Origin of the sequence: Pseudonocardia sp. MH-G8, from assembly GCF_002262885.1 — a bacterium.
In the GTDB taxonomy this organism is placed as follows: Bacteria; Actinomycetota; Actinomycetes; order Mycobacteriales; family Pseudonocardiaceae; genus Pseudonocardia.
Window position 1 is genome coordinate 307,662 of record NZ_NKYF01000001.1, and the last position, 26,013, is coordinate 333,674.

General features: G+C 71.5%; 25 protein-coding genes and 1 pseudogene. 16 read left to right on the forward strand and 10 right to left on the reverse strand.

What is annotated here, in order from left to right; translation table 11 throughout:
* Positions 1-3 precede the first annotated feature (3 nt).
* Positions 4-1,038: an ABC transporter permease gene (locus tag CFP66_RS01340; protein ID WP_094919911.1), complete on the reverse strand. Its 1,035-nt coding sequence runs from the start codon at positions 1,036-1,038 to the stop codon at positions 4-6.
* Positions 1,039-1,079: 41 nt separating this feature from the next.
* Positions 1,080-2,672 carry an ABC transporter substrate-binding protein gene (locus tag CFP66_RS01345; RefSeq protein ID WP_094919912.1) on the reverse strand — a complete coding sequence of 531 codons (1,593 nt, stop codon included), beginning with the start codon at positions 2,670-2,672 and terminating at the stop codon, positions 1,080-1,082.
* A gap of 518 nt (positions 2,673-3,190) precedes the next feature.
* Here CFP66_RS01345 and CFP66_RS01350 point away from each other — a divergent pair.
* Genes CFP66_RS01350 through CFP66_RS01370 form a run of 5 tightly spaced genes read left to right on the forward strand, consistent with a single transcriptional unit; the run spans position 3,191 to position 8,631 of the window.
* On the forward strand, positions 3,191-3,952 hold the full coding sequence (locus CFP66_RS01350) for a ribonuclease activity regulator RraA (protein ID WP_094919913.1): 762 nt from the start codon (positions 3,191-3,193) through the stop codon (positions 3,950-3,952).
* A gap of 10 nt (positions 3,953-3,962) precedes the next feature.
* Positions 3,963-5,120, forward strand: coding sequence for a mandelate racemase/muconate lactonizing enzyme family protein (locus tag CFP66_RS01355; protein WP_094919914.1), 1,158 nt, complete (start codon positions 3,963-3,965; stop codon positions 5,118-5,120).
* Between the two features lie 60 nt (positions 5,121-5,180).
* Positions 5,181-6,704: an aldehyde dehydrogenase (NADP(+)) gene (locus CFP66_RS01360; RefSeq protein WP_094919915.1), complete on the forward strand. Its 1,524-nt coding sequence runs from the start codon at positions 5,181-5,183 to the stop codon at positions 6,702-6,704.
* A gap of 11 nt (positions 6,705-6,715) precedes the next feature.
* Complete coding sequence (locus CFP66_RS01365; RefSeq protein ID WP_094919916.1) at positions 6,716-7,654, forward strand: aldo/keto reductase; 939 nt, start codon at positions 6,716-6,718, stop codon at positions 7,652-7,654.
* On the forward strand, positions 7,651-8,631 hold the full coding sequence (locus CFP66_RS01370; RefSeq protein WP_233159060.1) for a Gfo/Idh/MocA family protein: 981 nt from the start codon (positions 7,651-7,653) through the stop codon (positions 8,629-8,631). The genes CFP66_RS01365 and CFP66_RS01370 overlap by 4 nt, the downstream gene beginning before the upstream one ends.
* A 49-nt stretch (positions 8,632-8,680) precedes the next feature.
* Here the strand turns inward: CFP66_RS01370 and CFP66_RS01375 are convergent, their stop codons facing one another.
* From CFP66_RS01375 to CFP66_RS01385, 3 genes are all read right to left on the reverse strand, one after another.
* Positions 8,681-9,730: a zinc-binding dehydrogenase gene (locus tag CFP66_RS01375; protein ID WP_094919917.1), complete on the reverse strand. Its 1,050-nt coding sequence runs from the start codon at positions 9,728-9,730 to the stop codon at positions 8,681-8,683.
* Between the two features lie 159 nt (positions 9,731-9,889).
* The gene (locus CFP66_RS01380) at positions 9,890-10,222 is read right to left on the reverse strand and encodes a branched-chain amino acid transporter permease (RefSeq protein WP_094919918.1); all 333 of its coding nucleotides are present in this window, start codon (positions 10,220-10,222) and stop codon (positions 9,890-9,892) included.
* Positions 10,215-10,946, reverse strand: a complete 732-nt coding sequence (locus tag CFP66_RS01385) for an AzlC family ABC transporter permease (protein ID WP_094921351.1) — start codon at positions 10,944-10,946, stop codon at positions 10,215-10,217. Before CFP66_RS01385 ends, CFP66_RS01380 begins: the two co-directional genes overlap by 8 nt.
* A gap of 80 nt (positions 10,947-11,026) precedes the next feature.
* On the opposite strand from CFP66_RS01385, the gene CFP66_RS01390 reads away from it, so the two are divergent.
* Complete coding sequence (locus tag CFP66_RS01390; protein ID WP_094919919.1) at positions 11,027-11,458, forward strand: Lrp/AsnC family transcriptional regulator; 432 nt, start codon at positions 11,027-11,029, stop codon at positions 11,456-11,458.
* 80 nt (positions 11,459-11,538) lie between these two features.
* Entirely contained in the window at positions 11,539-12,609 is a 1,071-nt protein-coding gene (locus CFP66_RS01395; protein ID WP_158227998.1) for a proline racemase family protein, read from the forward strand.
* A 104-nt stretch (positions 12,610-12,713) separates the two neighbouring features.
* Here CFP66_RS01395 and CFP66_RS01400 read toward each other — a convergent pair whose 3' ends face one another.
* Positions 12,714-13,250 carry a hypothetical protein gene (locus CFP66_RS01400; RefSeq protein WP_094919920.1) on the reverse strand — a complete coding sequence of 179 codons (537 nt, stop codon included), beginning with the start codon at positions 13,248-13,250 and terminating at the stop codon, positions 12,714-12,716.
* Positions 13,251-13,778: 528 nt separating this feature from the next.
* Here CFP66_RS01400 and CFP66_RS01405 point away from each other — a divergent pair.
* From CFP66_RS01405 to CFP66_RS01420, 4 genes are all read left to right on the forward strand, one after another.
* Entirely contained in the window at positions 13,779-15,374 is a 1,596-nt protein-coding gene (locus tag CFP66_RS01405; RefSeq protein ID WP_094919921.1) for a M48 family metallopeptidase, read from the forward strand.
* On the forward strand, positions 15,313-16,410 hold the full coding sequence (locus CFP66_RS01410; RefSeq protein WP_143517072.1) for a DUF4034 domain-containing protein: 1,098 nt from the start codon (positions 15,313-15,315) through the stop codon (positions 16,408-16,410). The genes CFP66_RS01405 and CFP66_RS01410 overlap by 62 nt, the downstream gene beginning before the upstream one ends.
* Positions 16,411-16,426: 16 nt before the next feature.
* Positions 16,427-17,317, forward strand: a complete 891-nt coding sequence (locus CFP66_RS01415; RefSeq protein WP_094919923.1) for a hypothetical protein — start codon at positions 16,427-16,429, stop codon at positions 17,315-17,317.
* A 102-nt stretch (positions 17,318-17,419) separates the two neighbouring features.
* A complete protein-coding gene (locus tag CFP66_RS01420) occupies positions 17,420-17,917 on the forward strand; it encodes a nuclear transport factor 2 family protein (RefSeq protein WP_233159061.1) in 498 nt (165 codons plus the stop codon).
* A gap of 113 nt (positions 17,918-18,030) precedes the next feature.
* Here CFP66_RS01420 and CFP66_RS01425 read toward each other — a convergent pair whose 3' ends face one another.
* A complete protein-coding gene (locus CFP66_RS01425) occupies positions 18,031-18,525 on the reverse strand; it encodes a DinB family protein (RefSeq protein WP_094919924.1) in 495 nt (164 codons plus the stop codon).
* Positions 18,526-18,551: 26 nt separating this feature from the next.
* Positions 18,552-19,180 (reverse strand): annotated as a pseudogene (locus CFP66_RS01430) (cyclopropane-fatty-acyl-phospholipid synthase family protein).
* Between the two features lie 319 nt (positions 19,181-19,499).
* On the opposite strand from CFP66_RS01430, the gene CFP66_RS01435 reads away from it, so the two are divergent.
* The 3 genes from CFP66_RS01435 to CFP66_RS01445 are packed head-to-tail and all read left to right on the forward strand — an operon-like array spanning position 19,500 to position 21,151.
* Positions 19,500-19,796, forward strand: coding sequence for a hypothetical protein (locus CFP66_RS01435; protein ID WP_143517073.1), 297 nt, complete (start codon positions 19,500-19,502; stop codon positions 19,794-19,796).
* 54 nt (positions 19,797-19,850) lie between these two features.
* Entirely contained in the window at positions 19,851-20,054 is a 204-nt protein-coding gene (locus CFP66_RS01440) for a hypothetical protein (RefSeq protein WP_094919926.1), read from the forward strand.
* A complete protein-coding gene (locus CFP66_RS01445) occupies positions 20,051-21,151 on the forward strand; it encodes a hypothetical protein (protein WP_094919927.1) in 1,101 nt (366 codons plus the stop codon). The genes CFP66_RS01440 and CFP66_RS01445 overlap by 4 nt, the downstream gene beginning before the upstream one ends.
* A gap of 159 nt (positions 21,152-21,310) precedes the next feature.
* On the opposite strand, the gene CFP66_RS01450 is transcribed toward CFP66_RS01445, so the two are convergent.
* A complete protein-coding gene (locus tag CFP66_RS01450) occupies positions 21,311-22,204 on the reverse strand; it encodes a LysR family transcriptional regulator (RefSeq protein WP_094919928.1) in 894 nt (297 codons plus the stop codon).
* 134 nt (positions 22,205-22,338) lie between these two features.
* Here CFP66_RS01450 and CFP66_RS01455 point away from each other — a divergent pair, with 134 nt between their 5' ends.
* A complete protein-coding gene (locus CFP66_RS01455; protein ID WP_094919929.1) occupies positions 22,339-23,526 on the forward strand; it encodes a CaiB/BaiF CoA-transferase family protein in 1,188 nt (395 codons plus the stop codon).
* A gap of 22 nt (positions 23,527-23,548) precedes the next feature.
* Positions 23,549-24,880 (forward strand): SLC13 family permease, encoded by a 1,332-nt coding sequence (locus CFP66_RS01460; RefSeq protein ID WP_255413806.1) that lies wholly within the window; start codon positions 23,549-23,551, stop codon positions 24,878-24,880.
* Positions 24,881-24,938: 58 nt separating this feature from the next.
* On the opposite strand, the gene CFP66_RS01465 is transcribed toward CFP66_RS01460, so the two are convergent.
* On the reverse strand, positions 24,939-25,424 hold the full coding sequence (locus CFP66_RS01465) for a thioesterase family protein (protein ID WP_094919931.1): 486 nt from the start codon (positions 25,422-25,424) through the stop codon (positions 24,939-24,941).
* Positions 25,425-26,013: the final 589 nt, after the last annotated feature.

A 26,013-nucleotide genomic window follows, 5' to 3' on the forward strand; every position in this document is an offset into this window, starting at 1 on the left:
TCATCACAGCTCCCCCATGCGGGACCGCGGGTCGAGCACGCCGAGCACGACGTCGACGATCATGTTGAGGATCAGCACGGTCGCGCCGAGGACCAGCAGGATGCCCTGGATCAGCGGGTAGTCCTTCTGGATCACCGACTGCGAGATCACGGTGCCCACGCCGGGCCAGCCGAAGACGTTCTCCACCAGCACGGTCCCCGCGATCAGGCCGGCGAGGATCATGGTGCCGTAGGTCAGCGAGGCCGTGAGCATGTTCGGGAGCACGTGCCGCCAGTACCGCAGCGCCGTCGGGATCCGGCGCGCCTTCGCCGCCCGCACGTACTCCGCGTCGAGGACCTTGAGCGCCTCGACCCGGACGATGCGCGAGAGCGATGCTGCCGGCCCGACGACCAGCGCGATGATCGGCAGGACGTAGGCGCCGACCGTGTCGTTGCCCGCGGCAGGGAACGCCTGGATGGCGACCACGAACACGAGGGTGAGCAGGGTGGCGAGCACGTAGTCCGGGATCGAGTTGAGCACGCCCGTCACGTTCACGAAGATCGACCGGGTTGCGCGGCCCTGACCGCCACGGGTGTGGACGGCGGTGAGCAGCCCCACGGGCATGGCGATCAGGATGACCAGCGCGAACGCCGGAACAGCGAGCGCCAGGGTGTTCGGGAACCGGGTCGCCAACAGATCCGAGACCGGCGCCTCGGTGACGATCGAGCGGCCGAAGTCGCCCGTGACGACCCCCGCGAGGTAGCGCAGGAACTGCTCGATCAGCGGCAGGTCCAGCCCCAGCTCGTGCCGGCGCAAGGCCACCAGTTCGGGGGTGGCCTGGTCGCCGAGTGCGGTCTGCACCGGGTCGCCCGGGATCAGGTGCACCATCACGAAGGTCGCGGCGACGAGCACCAGCAGCGACACCACGAGCCGGACGAGCCGCCTGCCGATGAACAGCGCCCAGCGGGCGGCGGCGCTGCGTTGCGCGCCGGCGCCACCCCCCGCGCGGGGCCGGGCCGGGGAACCGGGGAGCAGCTCCCCGACGGCCTGGTCACTCATGTCTTCTCACCACCCACGACCCGGGATCGCCCGCGGGCCGGTCACTGGTAGAGCCGGATGCTCGTCGGCACCACGAACAGACCGACGGTCTGCAACGTGGCCTTCGAGGTGTAGAAGGGCCGGGTGCCGGCCGAGATCGGCAGCACGTCCACCCGCTCGAGAAGCGCCTGGTGCGCCTGTGTCCAGAGGCTGCAGGCCTCGGCGCCGGACGCAGCCAGCGCCTGCGCCGACAGCGACTCGAAGTCCGGGTTCGCGATGCCACCGGTGTTGCGGCCGCCCTCCGCGGGCGAGGGCCCGCCGTAGTAGGCGGTCAGCATGAACGGGAACTCGAGGTTGATCCCGCTGTAGTAGGCGTCGAAGTCCTGCGTGGTGTACAGCGCCTCGAGGAACGCCGCCTGTGTGAGGCCCGTGAGCTCGGTTCCGATGCCGACCGCCCTGAGCTGCTGGCCGATCAGCTCGACCGCCGACACCGTCTGCGGAGCGCCGACCTGGTAGATCAGCTTCGCTGACAGCTTCTCGCCGTCCTTCTCCCGGACGCCGTCGGCGCCCATGGCGTAACCCGCGGCGTCGAGGGCCTGGGTGGCCGCGGCCGGGTCGAACGCCGGGAGCGAGCCGGTGGTCTCGTCACCGGGGCAGGTGACCGGCGCCTCGGTCATCATGTTCGTGGCGACGGTGCCGGTTCCGGCGGTGCCGACCTGGGTGATCTGACCACGGTCGAGCGCCGCGGCCATGGCCTGCCGGACCGCCGGGTCGGCGAACACGCGCTCCGGCGCCTCGTTGAGGTTCATCTCGCCGACCATGACGGGGATGTCGAACCGCTGCAGCGACGTGGTGGCGTCGAGGCGCGACCGGTCGGGACCAGTGATCTGCGCGGCGTTGACCTGGCCGGAGACCAGCTGGTTCGCCGAGGTCGACTCGTTCTGGACGAAGGCGATCCTGACGGTCTTCGGGCTGCCGTCCGCGGAGTTGGTGGCACCGTCGGCGCCCCACGCGTACCCGGGCCGGGCCTCGAGCGTGTAATGGTCGCCGGGCACGTACTCGGTCACCGTGTACGGGCCGGTGCCGTTCGAGTCGTGCTCGATCGAGTCGGCGTCCTCCAGCCCGCCGGGGCAGACGATGGGGAGCGAGCCCGCACCCTCGAGCAGCATGCCGAAGGCCGTCTCCGTGGAGATGGTGAACGTGTTCGCCGCGTCGTCCGCGGACACCGTGTACGGCACCGGGACGGTCAGGCTGATCCACGGCGAGAGGGTCGCCGGGTCCTTGATGTAGTTGAAGTCCGCAGCCACGTCGCTCGGCTTCAGCGCGGTGCCGTCCTCGCACGTCACGCCCTGGCGCAGGGTGTAGGTGACGGAGTTCGGCGTGACCTGCCAGTCGGTGGCCAGCTGCGGGACGGTCGTCCCGTCCGGGTTCCGCGCGACGAGCGTGTCGTAGCCGAAGGCGAAGATCTGGCGGTTGGTACCGCCCGTGGTCTTGTAGGGGTTGATCGTCCCGGGATCGGTGCCGAGGTTCATCGTGAACGTGCCACCGTTGAGCGGGGCGCCGCCGGGACCCGCGTTCCCGCCGCCCCCGCCGCAGGAGCTCAGCAGGACCGAGATCGCCGCGATCGCGACTGCGATCGGGTACTTCCGCTTCATTGCGATCCACCTTCAGGACGGGAGGAAGCGTCGTCCGTGTCGTTGCGCGTGACGAGCCGCGCGGTGCGACACACGACTCGCGCCGGGGGTGCGGTTCACACATCCACCGAGGTCCGCAGCGGGTTCACCACGAACTTCGTGAGCATCAGTTTCGAACGACTCGGGTTGAGTTTCGACACCGGTCGGGCTAAGTTACGACGGCGCCAACTCCCCGTCAAGTCGTGCAGATGCGGAGCGCTCGGGAGGCGAACCCCCCGGTGACCGCCTGGGCACGCAGGGTCCGCCCCGCTCCAGGACAACCCGTGGATCGGGGCGACACGAGGAGACTCGGCCGAGCAGGGCTCGCACGAACCGACCGACAACGTAACCGTTCCCCGAAACTGCGCCGAAACTCTACCGAGAAACGGCCTACGTTACCGAATTCGGTTCGCGGACAATCCGGCAGGTGGCGGGACGCGCCCCTCGGGCAGCGGGCCGGCAGGCACACCGTCGACGAAGACTGGAAGAGAGACACCGACGTGGTTGAGACTCACGACATCGTTCGCCCGCCCAAGGAGCTCGTGGACGGGCTGGCCGCGATCGGCAGCGCGACCGCCAGCAGCGAGCTCAACAAGCTCGGCGTCCGCAGCGCCCACATCCGCGGGCCGGTCTCCTTCACGGCCGGTATCTCGGTGGCCGGCCCGGCGTTGACGCTGCAGTTCATGCCCAAGCGCGAGGACCTCTACCCGGTCGACGAGTACGCCGAGCCGGAGAAGCAGCTGCACCGACACGTCATGTACCACACCCAGCCCGGGGACATGATCGTCGTCGACGCACGCGGCGACATGGCCAGCGGTGTCTTCGGGGAGATGATGCTGACCTACTTCAAGGGCCGAGGGGGCCGTGGGGTGATCGTCGACGGGTGCATCCGCGACATCGGCAAGGCCCGCGGCCTGGGTCTGGGCCTGTGGCTGCGCGGGGCCACCCCGAACTTCCACTCGCAGACCGACATCTTCCCGACCGCGGTGAACGTGCCCGTCGCGTGCGGCAACACGGTGGTGGAGCCCGGAGACATCGTCGTGGCCGACGACGACGGCGCGGTGGTCGTTCCGATCAAGCTCGCACCGGCGCTGCTGACGGCGGCCAGTGAGCACGCGGAGTGGGAGGAGTTCTCCCGCATCCGGCTCGAGCAGGGCGGGGACATGCGCCGCTACTACCCGCTCTCCGCGGAGGCCCGCCCGGAGTACGAGGAGTGGCTCGCCGCGCAAGCGGGCAGCGCCGCCACCGGCCACGGCGTGTGAGGCCGGCCCGATGAAGATCACCGAACTGGTTCCGTGGCTGATCCGGTCCGCGGGCTCCTACTGGGGAGAGTTCCTGTTCGTGCAGGTGCGCACGGACGAGGGGATCTCCGGATGGGGCGAGATCACCACCACCACCCCGACGGCCAACCGCGGGATCGCGGCCATGGTGCGGCAGCTGAACGACCTGGTCGTCGGCGACGACGCCACCAGGATCGAGGACACCTGGAACAAGGTGTTCCGCGCGTTCACCTACATGGGCAGCCGCGGCGCGGGCACGAACGTGACCAGCGCGCTCGACATCGCGCTGTGGGACATCCGCGGCAAGGCCCTCGGCCTGCCCGTCTGCGACCTGCTCGGCGGCCGCGTACGAGAGGACCTCCTCCTCTACACCCACCCGGACCAGCACCGGTTCGGCACGCGGGAGGGGATCGTCGACGAGATCCGCACGATCGTCGACTCCGGGCACACCGGCATCAAGTTCGACCCGTTCCCGCACGCCCCCGGCGTCCCGGAGACGAACGACCGCTACCTCGACGGCCGGATGACCCGCGCCGAGGAGCGGCAGGCGATGGAGCTCACCGCCCTCATCCGCGAGATCGCGGGCCCCGACGTCGACCTGCTGATCGACGCGCACGGCCGGTTCGACGTACCGAACGCGATCCGGCTGGGCCAGGCCCTCGACGAGGTCGGCGGCATCCACTGGTACGAGGAGCCGGTGCCCCCGGAGAGCTACCACGCCCTCGAACAGGTGCGCGACCGGGTGCGGACCCCGATCTCGGTGGGCGAGCGCCTGCACACACGGTGGGACTTCGTGCCGGTGTTCGAGAAACAGCTCACGGACTTCGCCATGCCCGACGTCACCTGGACCGGCGGGATCTCGGAGCTGAAGAAGATCTCGACGATGGCCGAGGCGTACTACGTGCCGATGTCGCCGCACGACGCGGCCGGACCGGTCAACCTCGTCGCCGGCGGGCACGTGATGATCACGGTCCCGAACTTCTACCGCATCGAGTCGAGCAGCTGCGACCTGCGCGCCTACAACCAGTTCCTGACTGCCCCGCTGGACAACAGCGACGGCAGGCTCAAGCTGCCGCCGGGACCGGGCCTCGGGCTCGACTTCGACCTGGAGTTCCTGCGTGCCCATGCGCAGGACGGGTTCCACGACTGACCCCTCGGGCTGATCCCCCGGCCCGCACCGTCCGCTCACGTCGCCGAGGAGGCAGCACCAATGATCGCCAGCATCGACCCGCGCACCGGCCGGAAGGTGGAGGAGGTCGGCACCACCACGTCGGCCTCCCACCTCGACGACCTGTGCGTACGCGCCACCGCCGCCGCGCAGGAGCTGGTGGCCCTTGGCCGCCGCGGGCGCGCGGGCCTGCTGCGCTCGATGGCGGCTGCGCTGCAGGAGCGCCGCACCGACCTCGTCGCCGTCGCCGACCGGGAGACCGCGCTCGGCGAGCAGCGCCTCGGTGGCGAGCTGACCAGGACCTGCTACCAGTTGGAGCTGTTCGCCGACGTGCTCGACGACGGCGCCTATCTCGAGGCGACGATCGACCACGCCGGCGACACCCCGATGGGCCCCCGGCCCGACCTGCGCCGCATGCTCGTCCCGCTCGGGCCGGTCGCGGTGTTCGGCGCCAGCAACTTCCCGTTCGCGTTCTCGGTGCCCGGCGGCGACACCGCCTCCGCGCTGGCCGCCGGCTGCCCGGTGATCGCGAAGGTGCACGGCGCCCACCCCGCCACCTCGGTGCTCAGCCACGAGGCGCTCGTCGCGGGTGCCGTGGCCGCGGGGGTGACGCCCGACGTGATCAACCTGGTCTTCGGCCGGGAGGCGGGCGTCGAACTGGTGAAGCGCCCGGCGGTGCACGCCGTCGGGTTCACCGGCTCGCTCGACGTCGGACGCCTGCTGTTCGACATCGCCTCGTCACGACCCTCACCCATCCCGTTCTACGGGGAGCTGGGTGCGCTCAACACGCTCACGGTGTGCCCCGGCGCGGCCGCCGAGCGGGGCGAGGACATCGCCGCAGGCCTCACCGCCTCCTTCACGCTCGGCGTCGGGCAGTTCTGCACCAAACCCGGGGTGGCGCTGCTCCCCGCAGGGCCCGCGGGCGAGGCGATCCGCCGCGGCTTGACCGAGCGTGTCGAGGCGATGGCAGCGGGCTTCATGCTCAGCGAGCGGACCGCACGGTCCTATCGCGACGGCACGGAGACGCTGCGCGGTCTGCCCGGCGTCCGCGTCCTCGCGAGCGGTGCCGGCGGCGGTGCCGACGGCTGGACCGGCGCCCCACTGCTCCTGCAGGCCGACGCCGACGCGGTGACCGGGGCCCTGACCGAGGAGTGCTTCGGTCCGGTTCTGGTGACCGTGGACTACACCTCCGAGGAGCACCTCCTGGAGCTGCTGCGCGGTTTCGGCCCCGCGCTGACCGGCACGATCCACGCCGACGCCGCCGACGCGGGGTTCTCGGCCCGGGTCTACGACCAGCTCGGCGCATCCGTCGGCCGCGTGGTGTGGAACGGCTTCCCGACCGGTGTGGCCGTCGCCTGGGGCATGCAGCACGGCGGCCCCTACCCCGCCACCACCAACGCGCTGCACACCAGCGTCGGCACCACGGCGATCCGCCGCTGGGTGCGCCCGATCAGCCTGCAGAACGTGCCGCAGAACCTGCTGCCTGACGAGCTGCGCGACACACCCGCCGACGCCGCCGGGCTCGTCCGCCGGATCGACGGCGTGCTGACGCCGGTGACCGAGTGAGAGGACACGACATGCTCGAGAACCGCCCGCTGGGCACGACCGGGATGTCGGTGCCGCCGCTGTGCATCGGCACCAGTGCGATCGGCAGCATCCCGGGGATCTACGGATACGACGTCGACGCCGACCAGGCCCTGCGCACGCTGCGGGCGGTGTTCGCCGGACCGGTCCGGTTCATCGACACCTCCAACAGCTACGGCGGCGGTGAGAGCGAGAAGCGCATCGGGGCGGCGCTGCGGGAGACCGGCGGCCTGCCCGAGGGCTTCCTGCTGAGCACCAAGACCGACCCCGACGCGGAGGGCGACTTCTCCGGCCCGCGGATGCGCCGCTCGCTCGAGGAGAGCATGGAACGGCTGGGGCTCGACCACTTCCGGCTCGTGTACCTGCACGATCCCGAGCGGATCCCCTTCGAGGACGCCACCGCACCCGGTGGTCCGGTCGAGGTCCTCATCCAGATGAAGGACGAAGGGCTCATCGACCACATCGGGGTCGCCGGCGGTCCGGTCGGGATGCTGCAGCGCTTCGTCGAGCTCGGGTCGTTCGAGGCCGTCATCACGCACAACCGGTTCACGCTGCTGGACCGCTCGGCGCAGCCGCTGCTCGACCAGTGCGCCGCGGCGGGCGTGGCCGTGCTGAACGCTGCCCCGTTCGGCGGAGGCATGCTCGTCAAGGGTCCCGACGCCGCACCCCGCTACGCCTACCGGATGGCCTCGGACCCGATCCGCGACAGCGCCACCCGCATGCTGCAGGCGTGCGAGGCAACGGGGGTGCCGCTGGCCGCCGCGGCGCTGCAGTTCTCCCTGCGGGACCCGCGGATCACCAGCACCATCGTCGGGATCACGAAGCCCGAGCGCCTCGACCAGACGCTCGAGCTGGCGTCCCTCGACATCCCCGCTGCCCTGTGGTCCGAGCTGGAAGCGCTGGCCCCGCCGAAGGAGACGTGGCTGCGGTGAGCGCCCTCCGCTGGGCGATCATCGGAACCGGCAACATCGCCGGCCGGTTCGCCGACGACCTCCGGCTCTCCGAGGCGGGGGAGCTGGTGGCGGTCGGGTCGCGCTCGCCGGAGCGGGCCGCCGCGTTCGCCGCCCGCACCGCGGCTCCCCGCCACCACGCCGATCACGCCGAGCTGCTGGCTCGCGACGACGTCGACGCCGTCTACATCGCGGTGCCGCACAGCGCCCACCGCGACGTCGCGGTCGCCGCGATCGAGGCCGGCAAGTCGGTGCTCGTCGAAAAGCCCTTCACCCTCAACCGCGCGCAAGCCGACGAGTTGGTGGCGCTGGCCCGGGACCGTGGCGTGTTCCTGATGGAGGCGATGTGGACGCGGTTCCTGCCGCACATGGTCCGCATCCGCGAGCTGCTCGCCCAGGGGCGCCTCGGCGACGTCCGTCTGGTGACGGCGGAGCACGGCGTCTGGTTCCGGCACGACCCGGTGCACCGGATGTTCGACCCGCACCTGGGCGGCGGCGCCCTGCTCGACCTGGGTGTCTACCCGATCTCGTTCGCCTCGATGGTGCTGGGCGACCCCACGTCCGTGCTGGCCACCGCGCAGTTCGGCGACACCGGCGTCGACGCCCAGACGACCGTCGTGCTCCAGTACGGGGACGGTCGCCAGGCCGTGGCGACCAGCTCGATGCAGGCGTGGCTCGCCAACCGGGCCACGATCGCCGGCACGGACGCGCGCATCGACATCGACGGCACCTGGTACCGGCCGACCTCCTTCACGCTCACCGGCCGGAGTGGGACGACCGAGCGCTACGAGTTCCCCGAACCCGGCAACGGGCTGCGCCACCAGGCGGAGGAGGTGGCACGGTGTGTGGCCGCCCGCCGCCTGGAGAGCGCGGTCATGCCGCTCGACGAGTCCTGCGCGATCATGGGGGTTCTGGACGAGGTGCGTGCCCGGGTAGGCCTGCGGTACCCCGACGACTAGGCGATCAGATCGTCCGCAACCGTTCGGGGGATGCGGTCCGTGGCGGCGTTCACGGACGCAAGACGATCTTTCCCACGTGGAGCCTGCGGGCGAGTTCCTCCTGCGCGCGGGCGGCCTGGTCCAGCGGGAACGTCGCGGCGACGACCGGCTGGATCTCGGCGGCGCGAGCCATAGCCATGAGGAGGTCGAAGTGCCGTGGGGTGTGCATCGCCGAGCCGATCACCTGCGCGTTGTGCAGGTAGAGGCGGCGCACGTCGAAGGCAACGTCGTACCCGCCGAGGGCGCCGGCGATCACCCACCGGCCGCCTTCGCGCAGGAGCGGCAAGCCGTCACCCACCAGCTGCCCGGCGACGACGTCGAGTGCGACGTCGATGCCCTCCGGGGCGGCCGCACGGACCTGCTCGACGACGTCTCGTGCGCGGTCGACGACCTCGTGGGCGCCTGCCTCGCGCACCGCCTCGATCTTGGATCCGCTGCTGATGGCGAGCACCCTCGCGCCGCGCGCGCGGGCGATCTGCACCAGCGCCACGCCGACACCGCCGGAGGCCCCGGAGACCAGGACGGTCTCCCCCTCCCGCAGCCGACCCCGCTCGATCATGCCAAGCGCCGTGCCGTACGCGGTCGGCAACGTCGCGAGCTGGTCGTCGGTGAGCGCGGACCCCGTCACGTCGTGCACCCTCTGCGCCGGTGCGGTCACGTACTCGGCGTAGCCGCCGTCGCGTTCGCTGCCCATCAGGCCCACCGGGTTCGCCTCCGGCCCGTCGGCGTCGTAGACGGCCGGGTCGACGACCACGCGGCGACCCACGAGATCCCCGTCCACGTCGGTGCCGACCCCCACGACCCGGCCTGCCACGTCCGCGCCCTGGATCCTCGGGAAGTCGATCGGGCCTCGCCAGCCCGACAGCGCCTCCGGGTCCCCCGGGCGGCCGTAGGCCCCCTCGCGGGTCCACAGGTCGGTGTTGTTCAGCGCTACGGCGCTGACACGGACCAGCACCTCCCCTGGTTGCGGCGCGGGCACGGCCACCTCCACCGGCTCCAGAACTTCCGGCCCGCCGTGCTGCGCGATCCGCACCGCGCGCATGGTCTCGGACACCGCCATCCCTCGACCTCCTCGCAGGTATACCGGTCGGTATAGTCACTTGACAGTACACCGATCGGTCGAGGCCGGGTCCACGCCGGAAAGGCACGCCGCCAGGGAGTCGGCGCAGGGCGCATCGGGGTGCGGGGCCACGTCGGGCTCCTCGGTCGGGTTCGACGGTCAGGTCGAGGGCAGGATCGCGAGTACGACCGCATAGGCAGCGGTGCCCGCGGAGATGCTCAGCAGCGCGTGCGCGCGCCACAGGTGCACGCCGACGGTCACAGCCACCGCGATCAGCCGTGCCAGCGCGACGGCGGGGCGTTCCAGTGGCAGGTCGCGCAGCAGGTAGACGACGAGGATGACCATGACGCCGGCGGGCAGGTGGCGGCCGAGGTAGCTGACCGTCGCCGAGTCCCGCAGCCGGGAGAGCACCACGAACGGCGCCGCACGCAGCACGAACGTGATCACCGCGGCAACGGTCACAGCGGCGGCGACGTAGCCGTTGTCAGGCATCGGCGCCGCGCCGACGTCGAGGCAGCTGCCGGCGGACCAGCAGCAGCACCACGAACAGCGCCATCGCAGCCAGCAGCATCTGTCCGGGCACGACCAGCCCGGCCGGCACCGCGACCGTCATCGCCAGTGCGGGCCCGGTGACCTCACCCTCCGCGCGGGCGGCGTCGAGGGCGAGCACCACGAACAAGGCGGTGAACACGAACTCGAGAGCCGGCGCGTGCCACGCGAGCCCGGCGCCTGCCGCCGCGCCCAGCACGCCGCCGCCGACCCAGCAGGAGTGCAGCAGTACCTGGGTCCAGAGGATTCGCGCGCCGGACATCGCCCCCGGTCGCGTGGCGACCAGCGCGTAGGCCTCGTCGATCAGGGCGAAGATCGCGTACGCACGACCGGCGTGGCTGCGGACGTGGTGCAGCGGGAACGAGAGCCCGTAGAACACGTGTCGGCCGTTGACCAGCACGGTGGTCAACGCGATCGCCGCGAGGGGTGTCCCGGCGCCCACGAGGGCGATCAACAGGAACTCCAGGGAACCGGCGTAGACCACTCCGCTGATGACAGGGGCCCACCACCACGGCAGGCCGGAGCTGACGACCAGCAGACCGAAGCTGACCCCCAGCAGGACCATGCCGGGCCCGACCCCGAGCACGTCACGCGCCGCCGACACCGCCGCGCGTCGCCACGGCGGCCGCGCTTCCTCGGGTGGTTCGTCGTGCCGCGGTTCATGCATGAGGCGCACTTTATGGCCGACACCACGCCATCCGATGGCGAATGCGAGCCGAGAACCAGCCTCTAACGCATGATAAGTGCGTGGATCGCATCGATCGCGCCATAATCAACGTCCTCCGCCGCGACGGGCGTGTGTCCAACGTCGAGCTGGCCGAGCGCGTGGGACTGACGCCGGCCCCCTGCCTGCGGCGCGTCCGCCGCCTCGAGGAGGACGGGGTCATCACCGGCTACCGGGCCGACATCGATCCCGCCGCCGACGGCCGCGCGTTCGAGGTCCTGGTCAACGTCGAGCTCGCGGTCAAGGACCGGGCCACGGTCATCGGGTTCGAGACCCGGCTCGCCGGCTTCGACGAGGTCGTCGAGCTCCGTCGCATGTTCGGCCTGCCCGACTACTTCGTGCGCATCGCCACCGCCGACCTCGCGGCCTTCGAATCGTTCGTGACCGACGAGCTCGAGACCATCCCCGGCCTGGCCAAGGTCGACTCCCACCTGACCATGAAGCGCGTCAAGTAGCGCGCCGACTCCTTGCTCCCCGCGGACCCGGACGCGGGTCCGGGAGCCCTGGCCCGCACCCTCTGGCACGATCGGACGGTGTGATCGGCGCCGGAGGGAACCGCAGCACGACCTCTGACGGGGCGAAGCGCCTCCGGACGCTGGACCTGATCGACGCACATGCCGGTGGCGACATCGGGCGGGTGATCGTCGGCGGCGTCGTCGACCTGCCCGCCGCCACGGTGGCCGAGCGTGCCCGCAGGCTGCAACGCGATGCCGACGGGCTGCGTCGGCTACTCACGCAGAAGCCCCACGGGGACCCCTCGCAGTGCGTCAACCTGGTCGTGCCGCCGTCCGCGCCGAACGCCGACGCAGGCTTGGTGATCATGGGGACGATGGGCTACCCCGGCTTCTCGGGCTCGAACGCGATGTGCACGGCGGCAGCCCTGGTCGAGGCCCGACTCCTGCCGCTCCCCGAGCCCGAGCGGGATCTGGTCCTCGAGACGCCCGCAGGGCTGACGCGGCTCACGCTCACCGCCCGCGACGGGCGTCTGGACGCGGTCGCCTACGACGCCCTGCCCGGCTTCGCGATCCCGGGCGTGCACAGCGCCCACGTCGAAGGCTGGGGACGGGTGCGGTTCCGGCTCGTCCACGGCGGCGTGTTCTACGCGGTCGTGGACGCGGTCGACGTCGGCCTGGACCCCGCCCGCGCAACGGTCTCCGAGCTCACCCGCTTCTTCGACGCCCTCTTCACGCAGGTCGTACCGAACCTCGAACTCGCCCATCCCGAGCACGGCGCCATGCCGCCGCTGTCGCTCGGCCTGCTGGCAGGCCCGTTGCAGGCCGATCCAGGGGGCACACCACGCGTCGACGTCGCCGTCTACATGGAGGGCGGCGTCATCTGCGCAGGCCCGACCGGTACCGGGACCACCGCCCTGCTCGTATGGCTGCACGAGCGAGGACAGCTCGCCCCCGGCGCGGGAGTTCGGGCGGTGTCGCCGTCCGGCCAGGAGTTCGTGGGCACCCTCACCGACACCGTGACGGTCGGCGACCGCCCAGGAGCCCGTACCCGGATCGCGGGGCGCCCGTACCTGCTGGCGCGAAGCCGCATCATCGTCGACTTCGACGACCCGCTGATCGATGAACGCGGGCTCGCGGAGATCCTGGCCTGACCAGCACCTTCACCAGCCACGCGGTCGCGAGCGCGACCGCCTGCACCCGCCCCGTACGCCACATCGGTGCGAGCGCGTCGGCAGCGACCGCAATGAGCCCTGCTTCACGCGCTGGGCACACCGCTCGCGAGCAGGTTGCGTGCCGCCGCCGCGGAGTCGACCGGCACGACCACCCGGCCACCCTCGACCACGTAGTACGTCGGGAACGTGTCGACCTCGAACGCCGTGACGATCGGGCCACCGGACTCCCGCTCCCGCACCACCGGCGTGGACCCGAGTGCCGACAACAACTCGTCACCGTCCTCGCCCGAAACGACGGCGAGCCCGGACGTCCCGGACGCGACCGCGGCGAACTCCGGGGCATGCGACAGGCACGCCGCGCAGGTGGTCGAGAAGAACGCGATCACCCCGGGCCCGTCGCCGAGGAACCCGGCGTCCACGGACCGGCCGTCGACCGTCTCCGCGGTGAAGGGCGGAAGGTCGGCGCCCGCAGCAAGACCGCCGGGCACACCGAGCATCGGGCCGAGCGCGGCGAACTTGCGCTCATGCGCGGCGAGACGCCGGACCACCGCGCCCGTCAACAGGAGGTTGGCACCCACCATGATCCCGAGCACCACGACGACGACCACGAGCAGATCCACAGACAGATTCCCTCAGCTCCTCACCACCGGGCCCGGCTACCACCAGCCGCCGAAGATCAGCACCTTGCGATGTTCTCACCGATCAGGCACGGCCCCTTGTCCACGCAGAAGGTCGGACGCCCACAGCCGTGGTAGCAAAGCTTCTTCCGGCCGTTGGAATCGCAGCACCAGCGCTCCTGGCACGCACTCGCCTGCACCTCGGGCGCAATTCGAGCCAGCACCCGGTCAGCAAATCGGCGCATCACACTCATTCGACGACATCCCTCGATTCTGAAGTGACCACGCGGTCACCATCGAGCGGAGACCGTAGTATCCTCAAGATCACTATCACAAGATCGCATTGCGTGATCCAGATCTCAACGCCGTTCGTCTGCCCGGAGATGGCCGGGGAGGGACCTCGGCGGTGTTCACCGCCCGCGCGCAGTACGTCGAGCGGCCGCAGCCAAGCCTCGATCATCACGAACCCACCAGCGTGGATACCCTGACGCAGCACGCGACCCGGGGGGGCTGTGGAGAGTGTTGTCGCGCATGTCGCGCACGGCGTCGTGGGTGGTGCTGATCGGCGTCGTCCCGGTGACGATGCTCGCCGTGACGGGTGTGCTGGTCGGGTTCAACGTCTTCGCGTTCACCGAATCCCCCGTCACCGCCGTCAAGATCGCGATCGGCGTGGTGCCGACGGTGCTGGTGCTCGGCCGTGGGCTGTGGGTGCTGGCCTCCCCGATCGACAACCCGGTGCGCGGCATCCCGGTGCGCGAGCACGAGCAGCCGGAGCTGTGGGCGTTGGTCCGCACGCTCGCCGAGGTCGCGGGAACCGCACCCCCGCACGACATCCACCTGATCGCGGACGCGAACGCCGCCGTCATGGAGGACACCCGGCTACTCGGGTTGATCTCCACGCGGCGACACATGTTCATCGGCGCCCCGCTGGTCGCCGAGCTGAGCGCGGCCCAGTTCGCCGCGGTGCTCACCCACGAACTCGCGCACTACAGCAACCGGGACACCCGTTTCGCGGGCAGCGCCTACCGCAGCAGGCGGGCCTTCGTGCACACCCTGACCACGATCAACAGGGACGACCACCTCCAGCGCGCACTGCATTTCCTGCTGCAGCACATCGGCACGCTCGCGCTCCGCGCGTCCACGACGCTGAGCAGGCGGCAGGAGAGCGCGGCAGATGCGGCGGCGGCCACCGCGGTCGGCTCGGCGGTCACCGTCGCCGCGTTCCGTGAGCTGGCGCCGATCGTCTGGTCGTGGAACGTGTTCCTGGACGAGCACCTGATGACGGGCTGGTCCGCGGGCTACCTGCCGGCCGATGCGTTCAGCGGGTACCGCAAGCTGCGTGCCTCGCTGCACGACGAGATGGCCGATCTGCGCGCCGACCCGCCGGACGAGGCAGACCCGTACGACGCGCACCCACCGTTGAGCGAGCGGATCGCAGCCGTCGACGCGCTGGGCGCCGCCGGCACGGTGCGGGTGCCGGCCGGGAATGCGCTCGGCCTGCTGCGCAACCCCGCGCCGCTGCTCGACGCTGCGCTGCTGGACGGGCTGGGGCCCGAGGCGCGCGCCAAGCGGCACGTGGACTGGCCGACGCTGGTTCGCATCGGCGGCCTCGCCTCCCTGACCGGGCACACCGACCGCGTGCTGACCAATGCGGCCCGTCTCACCGGGGGACCGCCGACCCTGCGCACCCTGCTCGACGCGTTGGACGCGGGTCTGCTGGTCGATCTCGGCGCCCACCCGAACGGGCCGGCCGAACCGTCGGAAGGACCCCGGGTACGTTGGGCGCGAGCAAGGTTGATCACCCGGGATGGGCTGTTCGGCGCGGTGGTCGCGACACTCACCGAGGCCGGGGCGGTCCGTTGGCTGGAGTCGTGGCCGTCTGCCGGCACCATGCGGCTGGACACGCGGTACCGGCACTCGCTCCCACAGCTGGTCGACGCGGCGGTGGCCGCTCCCCCGGACACCGCGGGCCTTCGCAGGCTGCTCGATTCGGTGGGGCAACCACATGGAGGGCCGGAACGACGTGGCACTGCTGCTGAAGACGAGGACACGCGTCCTCTTCGCCATGCGCAAGGAAGCCAAACGCCACGGCCTGTCGGTGAAGGGCTACATCGAGCAAGCCCCTGAGGACGAGCTGGTCGCGCTCATCCACGAGGTGGACCCCACCGTCAACCCGGCCGAGATGGTGCCGGGCCTGCCCGACCTGCCGGGGGTGGACGTCACCCGGTGGGGCATGCCGCCCAGACCGGCGCTGAGCACCGATCTGAGCAGGCCGGTCCCGGTGATCGGTAGGGCGGTGGCCGCGGCACGGGCCGGGGACTGGCGGCCGGCCGCCGACCTGCTCCACCGCAGCTACGGGGACTGGGGGATGCGCGCGGCCGCGGTACACGCGCTCGGCGAGGCGGCTGCGGACGACGGCAACTGGCTGCAGGCGTGGCGCGCCGCAGGCACCGGACACGACCGCCACATCGCGGTCGTCGACGCGCACGGACTCTTCTGGCTGGCCTGGAAGCTGCGCGGCAACAAGCCGCCCGACCACACCACGGCCGAACAGCACGAGGCGTTCTACCGGCTGCTGCCGCAGTGCGAGGCAGCGGCGCGCAAGGCGAGCGAGCTGGCGCCGGACGACCCGACACCGTGGTGCACGCTGGTCATCCTCGCGCGTGGCCACGGGTACGACAGCAACACGTTCACCGCGGTCTGGCGCCAGCTGCAGGCCCGCGACCCGCTGCACCGCGCCGGGCACGAGTTCGCGCTGATGTACCTGGCCGACACGAGCGACTCGCCGCAGCCGGTGTTCGCCTTCGCCGAGCGGGCCGCCGCCGCGTCCCCCGCGCTCGCCTTCCTGGTCGTCCAGGCCGCCTACCACGCCGAGGACGACGACGAGAAGATCTGGAAGGACGCGCGGGTCCACCGCGCACTCGACGCCGTGCTGCACTGGCTGGGCACTCCCGCCGGCGGCGGGGGCGTGTACGCGAACAACGACCGGCGCTGGGCGGGGTACGGGCTGGTGAGCGCGGGCCGGGGCGCCGAGGCCGTGCCGCTGTTCGCCCGGTTGGGCATCGACGCGTCCGGCAGGCCGTGGGAGGACTTCGGCGACAACGCGACCGACGTCTTCGACAGCTTCCGAAGGCGCGCCTGCGCAGACCCACGCTCCGCCTGACCCGGAAGGGACCGCCATGGACAGGCCCAACCCCACGAACATGATCGGGTACAGGGTCCTCGGCGAGGACGGCAAACTCGGCGGCGGCACGGGGCGACCCACCATCTCCTGGTGGATCACCTTCGCGCTGTGCGTGCTCTTCTTCCTGGCCACGCTGCTTCCCGGCGCGTTCACGCTCGTGCACCGGCACACCGGCCAGGGACTGGTCGACGTCTCGGACGGGCTGCTCGGTGTGATCAACAACCCGTACGTCTTCGCCGGGGTCGGGATGCTCCTGATGTGCGCGATGTGGATCCTGGAGTACACCCGGCGGGGCTCGATCGGGGTGTCCGCGCAGCAGCGGGGCAGGAAGGCCCCAGAAGGGAGTTTCGAGTCGGAGATCCGGCTCCTGCCCACGCCGCTGCACCTGGCGTGGTTCGTCGGGCTCGCCGTGCTGATCGTCGCGCTGCTCGGCCTTCCCGCCACCGTCGACTGGGACCTCGACATCTTCTTCGTCTGGTTCCTGTGGGGCGCGATCCTCACGCCCGTGAACGGCGCTGTCCTCGGCTCGCTGGTCAAGAAGATCGCCTACGCCCGCTGGTACCGGCGGCAGGCGGCCAGGAACCCGCACGGCCGTGTCAGGCGCACCGCGCAACCGTTCTGGCGCTCGTTCTCCTACCGGTGGCGGCTCGACCTGTGGATCTGCGGGGCCGCGACGCTCATGGTCGTGACCGGCGCGATCATCGGGTGGAACCTGGCGAGCCTCCCGGCCGACGAGTTCGGCGATGCCGAGGACATCCAGGAGGCGATCGCCGTCACGACCGTGTTGCTGACGACCGGTGTTCCGGCCATGGTGTTCGGGCTGTGGGCGTGCACGCAGTTCTGGCGCAGCGGCGAGGACATCAGGACCGGGGAGTCGGCGACATGACCGATCTCGGAAGGATCTTGGGTACCTTGGCGGCGACGTCGCGGTGGCCGAGGTAGGTTCCTGCTCGCCTCGCTCGCCCGACCCATTTCCGAGGAGAACGCGGTGACCACCGAAGACGATGTCCGCGGCCGCGCCGCGACGCTGGACTGGCCGAGCGTCCACGCTCGGGTCCTCGCCTCCTTCGCCAAGGGTTGGGACACACCCGACCCGTATGCGTGGGACGGCCTCATGACGGAGAACATCGAGCTCAACCAGCCCTTGCTGCAGCCGGGTACGACCCGGCAGACGTGGCACGAGGAAGCGCAGCGCCTCGTGACACTCCTGCCCGACATCCGCGGCGTGGTGGTCGGGTGGGCGGGCCACGAGGACCTCTTGTTCATCGAACTGCGGCTCAGCGCCACGCTCGGCGGGAAGTACCTGGAATTCCGAGCGGTCGACAAGCTGTGGCTCACGCCGAACGGCACCGTCCTGCGCCGGGACTCCTTCTTCGACTCGGCTCCGCTGATCCAGACGGTGCTGCGCCGACCGTCCTCCTGGCTGCCGTGGTGGCGATCGGGGCTCGGCCCGTTCATGGCCAGGCGCCGGTTCCTCGATCGTTGATCGGGTGTTCCCGTTCGCTCAGCCGTCGCGCATCGCCGCGGCCGCGCGCTCGACCGCGGTGGCGTGGGGCCCGGCGCCCGGCCGCACCGGTCCCGGGCCCCGGGCCGCAGGTGTCAGCGGCCCGTTGAGCCGTCGATCAGCTCGCGGAGGATGTCGGCGTGCCCGGCGTGACGACCGGTCTCCTCGATCATGTGCGCGAGGGCCCACCGCATCGAGGGCGGGCGGCCGGAGCGGGCGGGCCGGGCGACCGGCGTCGTCAGGTCGGAGCAGGCGTCGATGACGACGTTCGCACGGTCGACCGCGGCCCGGTAGTCGGCGAGGACGGACGCGACGGTCTCGTCGGGTCGCGGCCGGAAGGTGCCCGGCCAGTCGGCTACCTCCTCTCCCAGGAAGGTGTACCGCTCGACGTGGGCGAGGTGGCGGACCAGCCCCAGCAGTGACGTCCCCGAAGGGACACCAGGGGTGCGGACCTGCGGCTCCGGGACGTCCTCGGCCTTGGCGGCCACCGCAGCGCGCAGGTGGTCGAGGAACCCGCGCAGCACCTCCTTCTCCTCGGGTCCGGTACGTGGGGGTGGGGTGTCGCGGCGGCGGGTGCGCGGGGCGGTCATGGTTGCTCCTCCACGAGAGTTCGGGGTCAGCCGGTTCGCCGGATCAGCAGGACGTGGTCGACGACTTCGGCAGTGCGTCCGCCGGGTCCGGTAGCCGTCCGGCGGGGCGCGTCGGCCCGTTCGACGTACCACCGCTCCGGTTCGAGGTCCAGGCCCGCCGCGACGTCCGTCGGGGACGGGAAGTGCGCGTCCGGGTCCTGGTTCCAGGACCAGGGCGCAGTCGAGCCGTGGTCGACGACCAGCAGGCGGCCGCCGGGTGCGAGCGCTCGTGCGGCGGTCCGCAGGACACGCTCGCGGGGCAGGTCGAAGGGGTGTGCAGGAAGTGCGCGGAGACGAGGTCGAACCGCCCGGCCGGGAAGGTCCGTGCGAGGTCGTGGCGCTCCGCGGAGATCCGGTCGCCGAGCCCCGAGCTCTGCGCGCGGGCGGCCAGCCGGGCGGTCGCGACAGCGGAGATATCGACCGCCGTCACCTGCCACCGCCTGCGGGCCAGCCACAGGGCGTCGCCGCCGGGACCGCAGCCGAGGTCCAGCGCCCTTCCCGGTGCCAGGTCCGCGGCGATCTCGACGAGCCGGACGTTCGCCCGGGGCTCGTCGGGCGCGTCGTGCCGCTGGTGGTGGTCGTCCCAGAAGCGGGCGGATCCGTCGGGGTGCTCGATGACAGACTCGGACACGGGAGCTCCTTCTGATGTGGTGTGCCGGGCCAGCCTTGCCCTTGTCCACCGGGAAGGCACGGTTCCTTGCGGTTCCGGCAAGTTCCACACCTGGCTGACCGGCCGGGTTCCGGCGCGTCGGAGCCGATACGTCATTCGTCGCACCCATTCATCGACGAACGGCGCGAGCACGCGCGCATCCCGACGGGAGCGTTGACCTCTCCACTCCCCCTGGATAACGTCGCCGTTCGACGGGCGGCAGAAGAAATGCGGACACCGGCCGCCCGAACAGCTCTCCATTCCGCCGCGGGGCCCGGAGGTGACGGTGATCGACTGGGCACAGGTGATCCTGGATCCCACGGGCGAGGTGGAGCGCAACGAGGACCGAGCGCTCGCCGCCCGGCCCGCAACGCTGGACGGGGCGACCCTCGGACTGCTCGACAACGGCAAGCCGAACGCCGCGGTGCTGCTCGACGAGGTCGGCCGGCAGCTCGCCGACCGGTTCCGGCTGCAGGATGTGAAGGTCTTCGCCAAGGACTACTTCGGAACTCCGGTGGAGCGCACACAGGTCGAGCGCATCGTCGCCACCTGCAACTTCGCCGTCACGGCGGTCGGTGATTGAGGCTCCTGCAGCGCGGCCAGTCTGGCCGACGGGATTCTGCTGGAACGTGCCGGCGTGCCGGCCGCCAGTATCTGCACCGAACCGTTCCGCCTCGCCGCCGACGCGATGGCGCGCTCGTACGGCTTCCCCGATTTCCCGTACGTCGTGACCGAGCATCCGGTGGCGAGCCTGTCCCGTGAGGAGGTCCGCGATCGCGTGACCGTGATGCTCCCCCGCATCCTCGAGATCCTGGGGGTCTCCGTGGAGGTCGAGGGATGACGGTCGAGAACGACGCGCGCACGATCGTGGACGCGCTCGTCGACGCGGTCGAGTACTGCTACGACCAGGAGTGGAGCGACGGGCTTCCCCTCGTGCCGTGCACGCCCGAGCGGCTCGAGACGTTCCTCGCGCAGACCGATCGCGCACCGGAGGACGTGCTGCTGGCCATGCCCCAGATCGGGCGGGAGTGCACGGTGCGGATGGCTGCGCTGAACGCCGCGATGGCCGGCTGCCGCCCGGAGTACTTCCCGGTGGTGCTCGCGGCGTGGGACTCGCTGCGCACCGAGGGGTACCCGGGCCGGGGCATCTGGCAGAGCACCACCGGCACCGCATCGTTGATCCTGGTGAACGGGCCGGTGCGCGAGGAGCTCGCCATCAACAGCCGGGGCAACGTGTTCGGCTCCGGCTTCCGCGCGAACGCGACGATCGGGCGGGCGATCCGGCTCGCCGCCCTGAACGTCTTCGGGCTCCGCCCGCACGCACTCGACCAGGCCACCCAGGGCACCCCGGCGAAGTACACCTGCTGCATCGGGGAGAACCAGGAGGAGAGCCCGTGGCCGTCGTTCCACGAGGAGTTCGGGTTCGGGCCGGACGAGAGCACGGTCACCGCGATGACGATGCGCGCGGTCGCCCACATCGAGGCCCGGCACACCGCCGAGGCGACACAGCTCCTGCACGACCTGGCCGACACGATCACCCGCACCGGTGCCTTGCTGCACCGCACGACCTCCTCCTGCCTGGTGCTCAGCCCTGAGCACGCCCACCTACTGGCCGGGCAGGGCTTCGACAAGCCGGCCATCCGCCGGTTCATGTTCGAGGAGGCGCGCCTCACCCGGGAGGAGCTCGACCGGGTCGGCAAGACCGCGATCTCCCGCTCCACCTCGTGGCGGCTGCCCGCCGACCACCCCGACGCGCTCCCCGACGACCAGATCGACCCCAGCACGGCGACGTTGCACGTGCTCGCTTCGCCGGACGCGGTGCAGATCGTGGTGGCCGGCGCGTCGAACTCCGGCGTGTCCGCCGTGGTCGACACGTTCGGGCCGCGGGGCGACCGGCCCGCACTAGTCCCGGTGCCACCGCGGAGGCACCCGGACTAGCGGGTCGACCACAAGCGCTGGCCTTGCCCTCCCGCGGCGGCGCGAGTCGCACGTCAGGGTCCTCGTCACCGCGCTCACGTACGCCTCGCACGCCGGCTCGGCGTCTTGATCGCCAGGAGTGGTGTACGGCTCACACCGATCACCTCGGCCCAGCGCGATCTACCGGTTCCCCTGTGCCGTCAGGGCGTCCGCCTCCGCCCGGATGAGGCGGCGGACGATGAGCGCGGCGCGTGAGGGCCTGCTGTCGCGACGCTGCGTCAGGCACAGGGTGACCGGCGCCGCGTCCCGCAGCGGGAGCCAGACCAGGCCGGGGACGTCGGACGAGGTGTCGAGCCGGGCGAGGACGCCGAGCCCGGCACCCTGCCCGACCATGACCTTGACGGTACGCGCCGACATGGCCTGGACGACGACGTCGGGATCGGCCACGTTCCGGTGCAGCATCTCCCACATCACGGTGCCGGGGCGCATGGTGACGACCGCCCGGGCCTCGATGTCACGCCAGTGCACGTGGTCGCGGTCGGCGAACGGATCATCGTCTCGTACGTAGACGCCCACCGGCACCGACACCAGCGGCACCCGGTGCAGTCCTGTCGCGGCGGGGCTCGTCGGCATCGTGACGACGCCGAAGTCCAACTCGCCGCTGAGCACCGCGGTCTCGATGGTCGTCGAGGCTCCCTCGCGCACGGTGAACCGCAGACCCGGGTGGTGCTCGCGGAGCTGACCCACGACGGGAGCGATGATCGCCTCCGCCGTGGCCGAGACGCCGCCGATCTGCACCTGGCCGCGGTACGCGCCGCTGGAATCCATGGCCGCTTCGCGAACGGCGTCCTCGGCGGCCACCAGCCGGCCCAGCGGCCCGATCAGGGCCTCGCCGGCCGGTGTCGGGAGTACGCCCTGGCGGCTGCGGGTGAGCAGGACGACGTCGAGCTCCTCCTCCAGCAACGCGATCTGCTGACCCATGGTGGGCTGGCTGACCCCGCACCGGGTGGCCGCGGAACGCAGCGACCCGGTGTCGACGGCAGCCAGGAAGTAGCGCGCCCGCTCCACCCGCACCGGTTCACCATAAAGGCAGAACCTTGCACCGGTGAGCGCGAACTGCGGCTTCCCCCGGGCCCCGGGAGCCGGGCATCGTGCGTGGACCTCGACCTGCCGGCCGGTCCGAGGTCCCGGCGTGAAAGGAATCCCCAGTGCCCGACGGCCCTCTGAGCCACGTACGCGTCCTGGACGTGTCGACGATCCTGGCCGGTCCGCTGGCGTCCTCGCTCCTCGGCGAGTTCGGCGCCGAGGTGATCAAGATCGAGCATCCCGCCGAGGGGGACCCGGCGCGGCGCTACCCCCCTCTGGAGGACGGGGAGTCGGTGGCCTGGACGATGCTCGGCCGCAGCAAGCGCAGCGTCACCGTCGACCTGCACCACCCCGACGCCGCCGATCTCGTCGGTCGGCTGGCGGCGACGGCGGACATCGTGGTGACCAACTTCCGTCCGGCGACGCTGCGCCGGTTCGGCATCGACTTCGACGACCTGCGGGCCTACCGGCCGGACCTCGTGATGGTCCACGTGAGCGCGTTCGGCCGCACCGGCCCGTACGCCGACCGCCCCGGCTTCGCGCGCGTGGCGGAGGCCTTCGCCGGGCTGACCTACCGCACGGGCGAGCCGGACCAGCCGCCGGTCTTCGCCGGCTACCCCGTCGCCGACGGGGTCACCGGCATCTACGCCGCGTTCGCGGCCATGCTCGCGCTGCGTCAACGGGACCGCACCGGCGAGGCGCAGCTGGCCGACATCCCCCTCTACGAACCGCTTCTGCGGATGATGGAGGACTTCGTCGTCGAGTACGACGCCACCGGGGAGAGCCGCGAGCGCCAGGGCAACCAGAACCCGCACATCAGCCCCAACAGCCTCTACCGCACCCGGGACGGCCGCTGGCTCGCCCTGCCGGCGTCGACCGAGCGCATGTGGCGGCGACTGGTCGAGGTCATGGACGCGCCGGACCTCGCCGTCCACGACTCCATGACCGCGCGGCTGGAGCACCGCGACGAGATCGAGAAGCGGGTCGGCGACTTCGTCGGCGCGCACGACCTCGACCCGCTGATGACGCTGCTCCTGGATGCGGGCGTCGCCGCGGGGCCGGTGAACTCGGCGGCCGACGTCTGCGCCGACCCGCACATCCGCGCGCGCGGCTCGGTGGTCGAGGTGCCGACCGGCTCCGGCGGGCGCTCCCGGCTCATGCAGGCCCCGGCCGGCCGCTTCTCGGGGTTCAGCGGCGCGACCGGCCGCGGGGCGCCGGAGCTCGGCGAGCACACCGCCGAGGTGCTGCGCGACCTCGCCGGGCTGACGCCACCGGAGATCGACGACCTGCGCCGCCGCGGAGTGGTCTGACCGAGAGGGCTTGATCATGACTATGGCAGTCGTGTCCATCATCGTTCTGGTCGCGCTCTTCGCGGCGACGACGATCCGCGGGTTCGACCTCGGGCTGGCCGCCCTGTCCGCGGCGTTCCTCCTCGGCCTCGCGGCCGGCGTGCCGGTGGACGAGGTGACGGCGTTCTTCCCCGCCGACTTCTTCGTGCTCATCGTCGGGGTCACCGCGATGTTCGCCGCCGCCCAGCTCAACGGGACCCTCGACTGGCTCCTCGACCTGCTGCTGAAGCTGGTCGGCGGCCGCCTGGTGCTGGTCGCGCTGGTCCCCTTCGTGGTCGGCGCCGTGCTGACCGCGATCGGCACCCTGCCGGCGGCGGCGACCGCGATCGTCGCCCCGATCGCGCTGGGTCTCGCCGCCCGGTACCGGTTCTCACCGCTGCTGGCCGCCGTGCTCGGCATCACCGGGATCATCAGCGGGTTGCTCTCGCCGCTCGCCGTCTACGGCGTCACCGCGCGCGAGCTGAGCACCAAGCTCGGGATCGCCCTGCCCGGCTCGGCCCCCGTGACGTTCCTGCTGGGCGGGCTGCTCACCGGGGTGGCCGTCTGCGCGGCCTGCCTGCTGATCGGCATGCGGACCGGCGCGGTGCCCCGCGGCCGAGCCACCGCCGCGACGCCCGACGCCACCGCACCCGACGCCACCGCACCCGACGTGCCACCGGGCACGCCCGCTCCCGACGGCGGCGCCGAGCCGCGGACGGCCCTCGCCACCGTTGTCGCTGCGCCGTCCGGATCGCGCACGGCACGCACCCTCACGGTCGGTTGCCTGCTCGCCGTCGTGGTCCTCTCCGTCGGCTTCGACATGAACGTCGGCTACCTCGGTCTGACCGCGGCGCTGGTCCTGGCGCTGGCGCTCCGCTCGGAGCCCGGCGAGATCGTCGCCAGGATCCCGTGGGGCGTGGTCCTGCTGATCGGCGGGCTGCTCACCTACGTGGGTCTGATGCAGCACCTCGGCGCCTTCGAGCAGCTCAGCAACCTGCTCCGGATCGAGGCGTCGCCCGCCCTCAGCCTGCTGCTGCTGTGCTACATCGCCGGTGTCACCTCGTTCGCCGCCAGCTCCATCGCGGTGTTCGTGACCGCCATGCCCCTGTTGCCCCCGCTGGTGGAAGCCGGGGTCTCTCCGGTCGGGGCCGTGCTCGCCCTCGCCCTGGCCTCGGTGCTCGTCGACATCAACCCCCTCGGCATCACCGGAGGGCTGATCCTCAGCGCCGCCGAACCCGCGGCCCGGCCCCGGTTGTTCCGCCAGCTGCTCACCTACGGCCTGGTCTCGATCGTCGTGGCGCCCTTCCTCGCCTGGCTCGCCTTCAGCGGGTGGTGACCGGCGAGCTCGGCCCGGTGCCGGGACGGCGATGCGCCATCCCGGCACCGACCACGCGTCAGGCCGGCGCGACCGCCCCGGCCAGTGCACCGCAGGCCGCCGGGACCCGCTCGCCCTGCTGCCGCAGGAATGCCGACTTGGGCTCCAGCCGTCGGGACGCGAACCGTTCGAGGCTGACCACGCAGAAACCCAGTACCCCGGAGGCGACCATCTCGAGATCGTCGCTGGCGTCCACCTGCCATTCGCTGTACCGGCCCTCCACACGCTCGCATCGCGCGCGGACCGTCAATGTCGCACCGGCCGGAACGGGTGCCAGGTGCGTGAGCTCGAAACGCGTGCCGAGAGAGCACTCGTCATCCCGCATGTAGCTGCGCAATGCGAGCATGGCGGGCCATTCGCACACTCCGAGCAGCCAGCCGCTGGCCATCACCTCCGGCTTGCGGATGAACTCCGCCACGCCCGGCAACAGCCGCTGGACCATGTTCTCGCGACCGACCCGGTAGGTGATGACCTGCGTCGTTCCGACCGCCAGGTGCCCGCTCACCAGCGCGTCCCGTCAACAGCGACGTGGTCGCCCTCGTGCGCGGCAGGAGCCGCACAGATCCATTCCTGGTCGTAGATGGGGCGCAGCGCGTCGCCACAGATCACTGCACGGTCGAGGTGGTTGTGTTCCTGGTGCATTTCTCTCCCCAAAGCTGGTACGTGGACGCCGCCCACGCCGGAACTGCGCAGGCCGAATCAGGACGGCGCGCGAGGATGCGTCGAGGTGGGCCCGATCCGACCCGCGCGGATCACCGAGCGGGTCGTCGGGTGGGCCGGTTCCTGCGGCCGCTCACCGACCGGCGGGTGCGGCCGGGCGGAACGGGCGAGGTGCGCCCGCGGGCCGAGGACGTGTCGTGATGCCGGAGCCTGCGCCGAGGCGGGCGCCGGAGGCGGTGGTGTGCCGCCGGTTCGTGCCGGATTCCGGCGGGGACCGGCGGAACCCTCGTGCCGTGACGTACTCCCAACGTGCTGTCCGTGCAGATCGCCGCCGCGGTCGGCGAGTTGCATCGTTCGCTCTCGTCCACCGCGGTCACGACGCGCGACGAGCCCCCCGGGTCGTCAGGGGGAGATCATCTCGGGTCGCGGCGACA

What these genes read in the sequence shown, in the direction of transcription:
- CFP66_RS01415 (WP_094919923.1), top strand. Translation starts at nt 16,427, where the DNA reads ATGGACAGGCCCAACCCCACGAACATGATCGGGTACAGGGTCCTCGGC.
- CFP66_RS01380 (WP_094919918.1), bottom strand. Translation starts at nt 10,222, where the DNA reads ATGCCTGACAACGGCTACGTCGCCGCCGCTGTGACCGTTGCCGCGGTG.
- CFP66_RS01365 (WP_094919916.1), top strand. Translation starts at nt 6,716, where the DNA reads ATGCTCGAGAACCGCCCGCTGGGCACGACCGGGATGTCGGTGCCGCCG.
- CFP66_RS01460 (WP_255413806.1), top strand. Translation starts at nt 23,549, where the DNA reads ATGGCAGTCGTGTCCATCATCGTTCTGGTCGCGCTCTTCGCGGCGACG.
- CFP66_RS01385 (WP_094921351.1), bottom strand. Translation starts at nt 10,946, where the DNA reads ATGCATGAACCGCGGCACGACGAACCACCCGAGGAAGCGCGGCCGCCG.
- CFP66_RS01405 (WP_094919921.1), top strand. Translation starts at nt 13,779, where the DNA reads ATGTCGCGCACGGCGTCGTGGGTGGTGCTGATCGGCGTCGTCCCGGTG.
- CFP66_RS01355 (WP_094919914.1), top strand. Translation starts at nt 3,963, where the DNA reads ATGAAGATCACCGAACTGGTTCCGTGGCTGATCCGGTCCGCGGGCTCC.
- CFP66_RS01340 (WP_094919911.1), bottom strand. Translation starts at nt 1,038, where the DNA reads ATGAGTGACCAGGCCGTCGGGGAGCTGCTCCCCGGTTCCCCGGCCCGG.
- CFP66_RS01425 (WP_094919924.1), bottom strand. Translation starts at nt 18,525, where the DNA reads ATGACCGCCCCGCGCACCCGCCGCCGCGACACCCCACCCCCACGTACC.
- CFP66_RS01375 (WP_094919917.1), bottom strand. Translation starts at nt 9,730, where the DNA reads ATGGCGGTGTCCGAGACCATGCGCGCGGTGCGGATCGCGCAGCACGGC.
- CFP66_RS01345 (WP_094919912.1), bottom strand. Translation starts at nt 2,672, where the DNA reads ATGAAGCGGAAGTACCCGATCGCAGTCGCGATCGCGGCGATCTCGGTC.
- CFP66_RS01360 (WP_094919915.1), top strand. Translation starts at nt 5,181, where the DNA reads ATGATCGCCAGCATCGACCCGCGCACCGGCCGGAAGGTGGAGGAGGTC.
- CFP66_RS01410 (WP_143517072.1), top strand. Translation starts at nt 15,313, where the DNA reads ATGCGCAAGGAAGCCAAACGCCACGGCCTGTCGGTGAAGGGCTACATC.
- CFP66_RS01445 (WP_094919927.1), top strand. Translation starts at nt 20,051, where the DNA reads ATGACGGTCGAGAACGACGCGCGCACGATCGTGGACGCGCTCGTCGAC.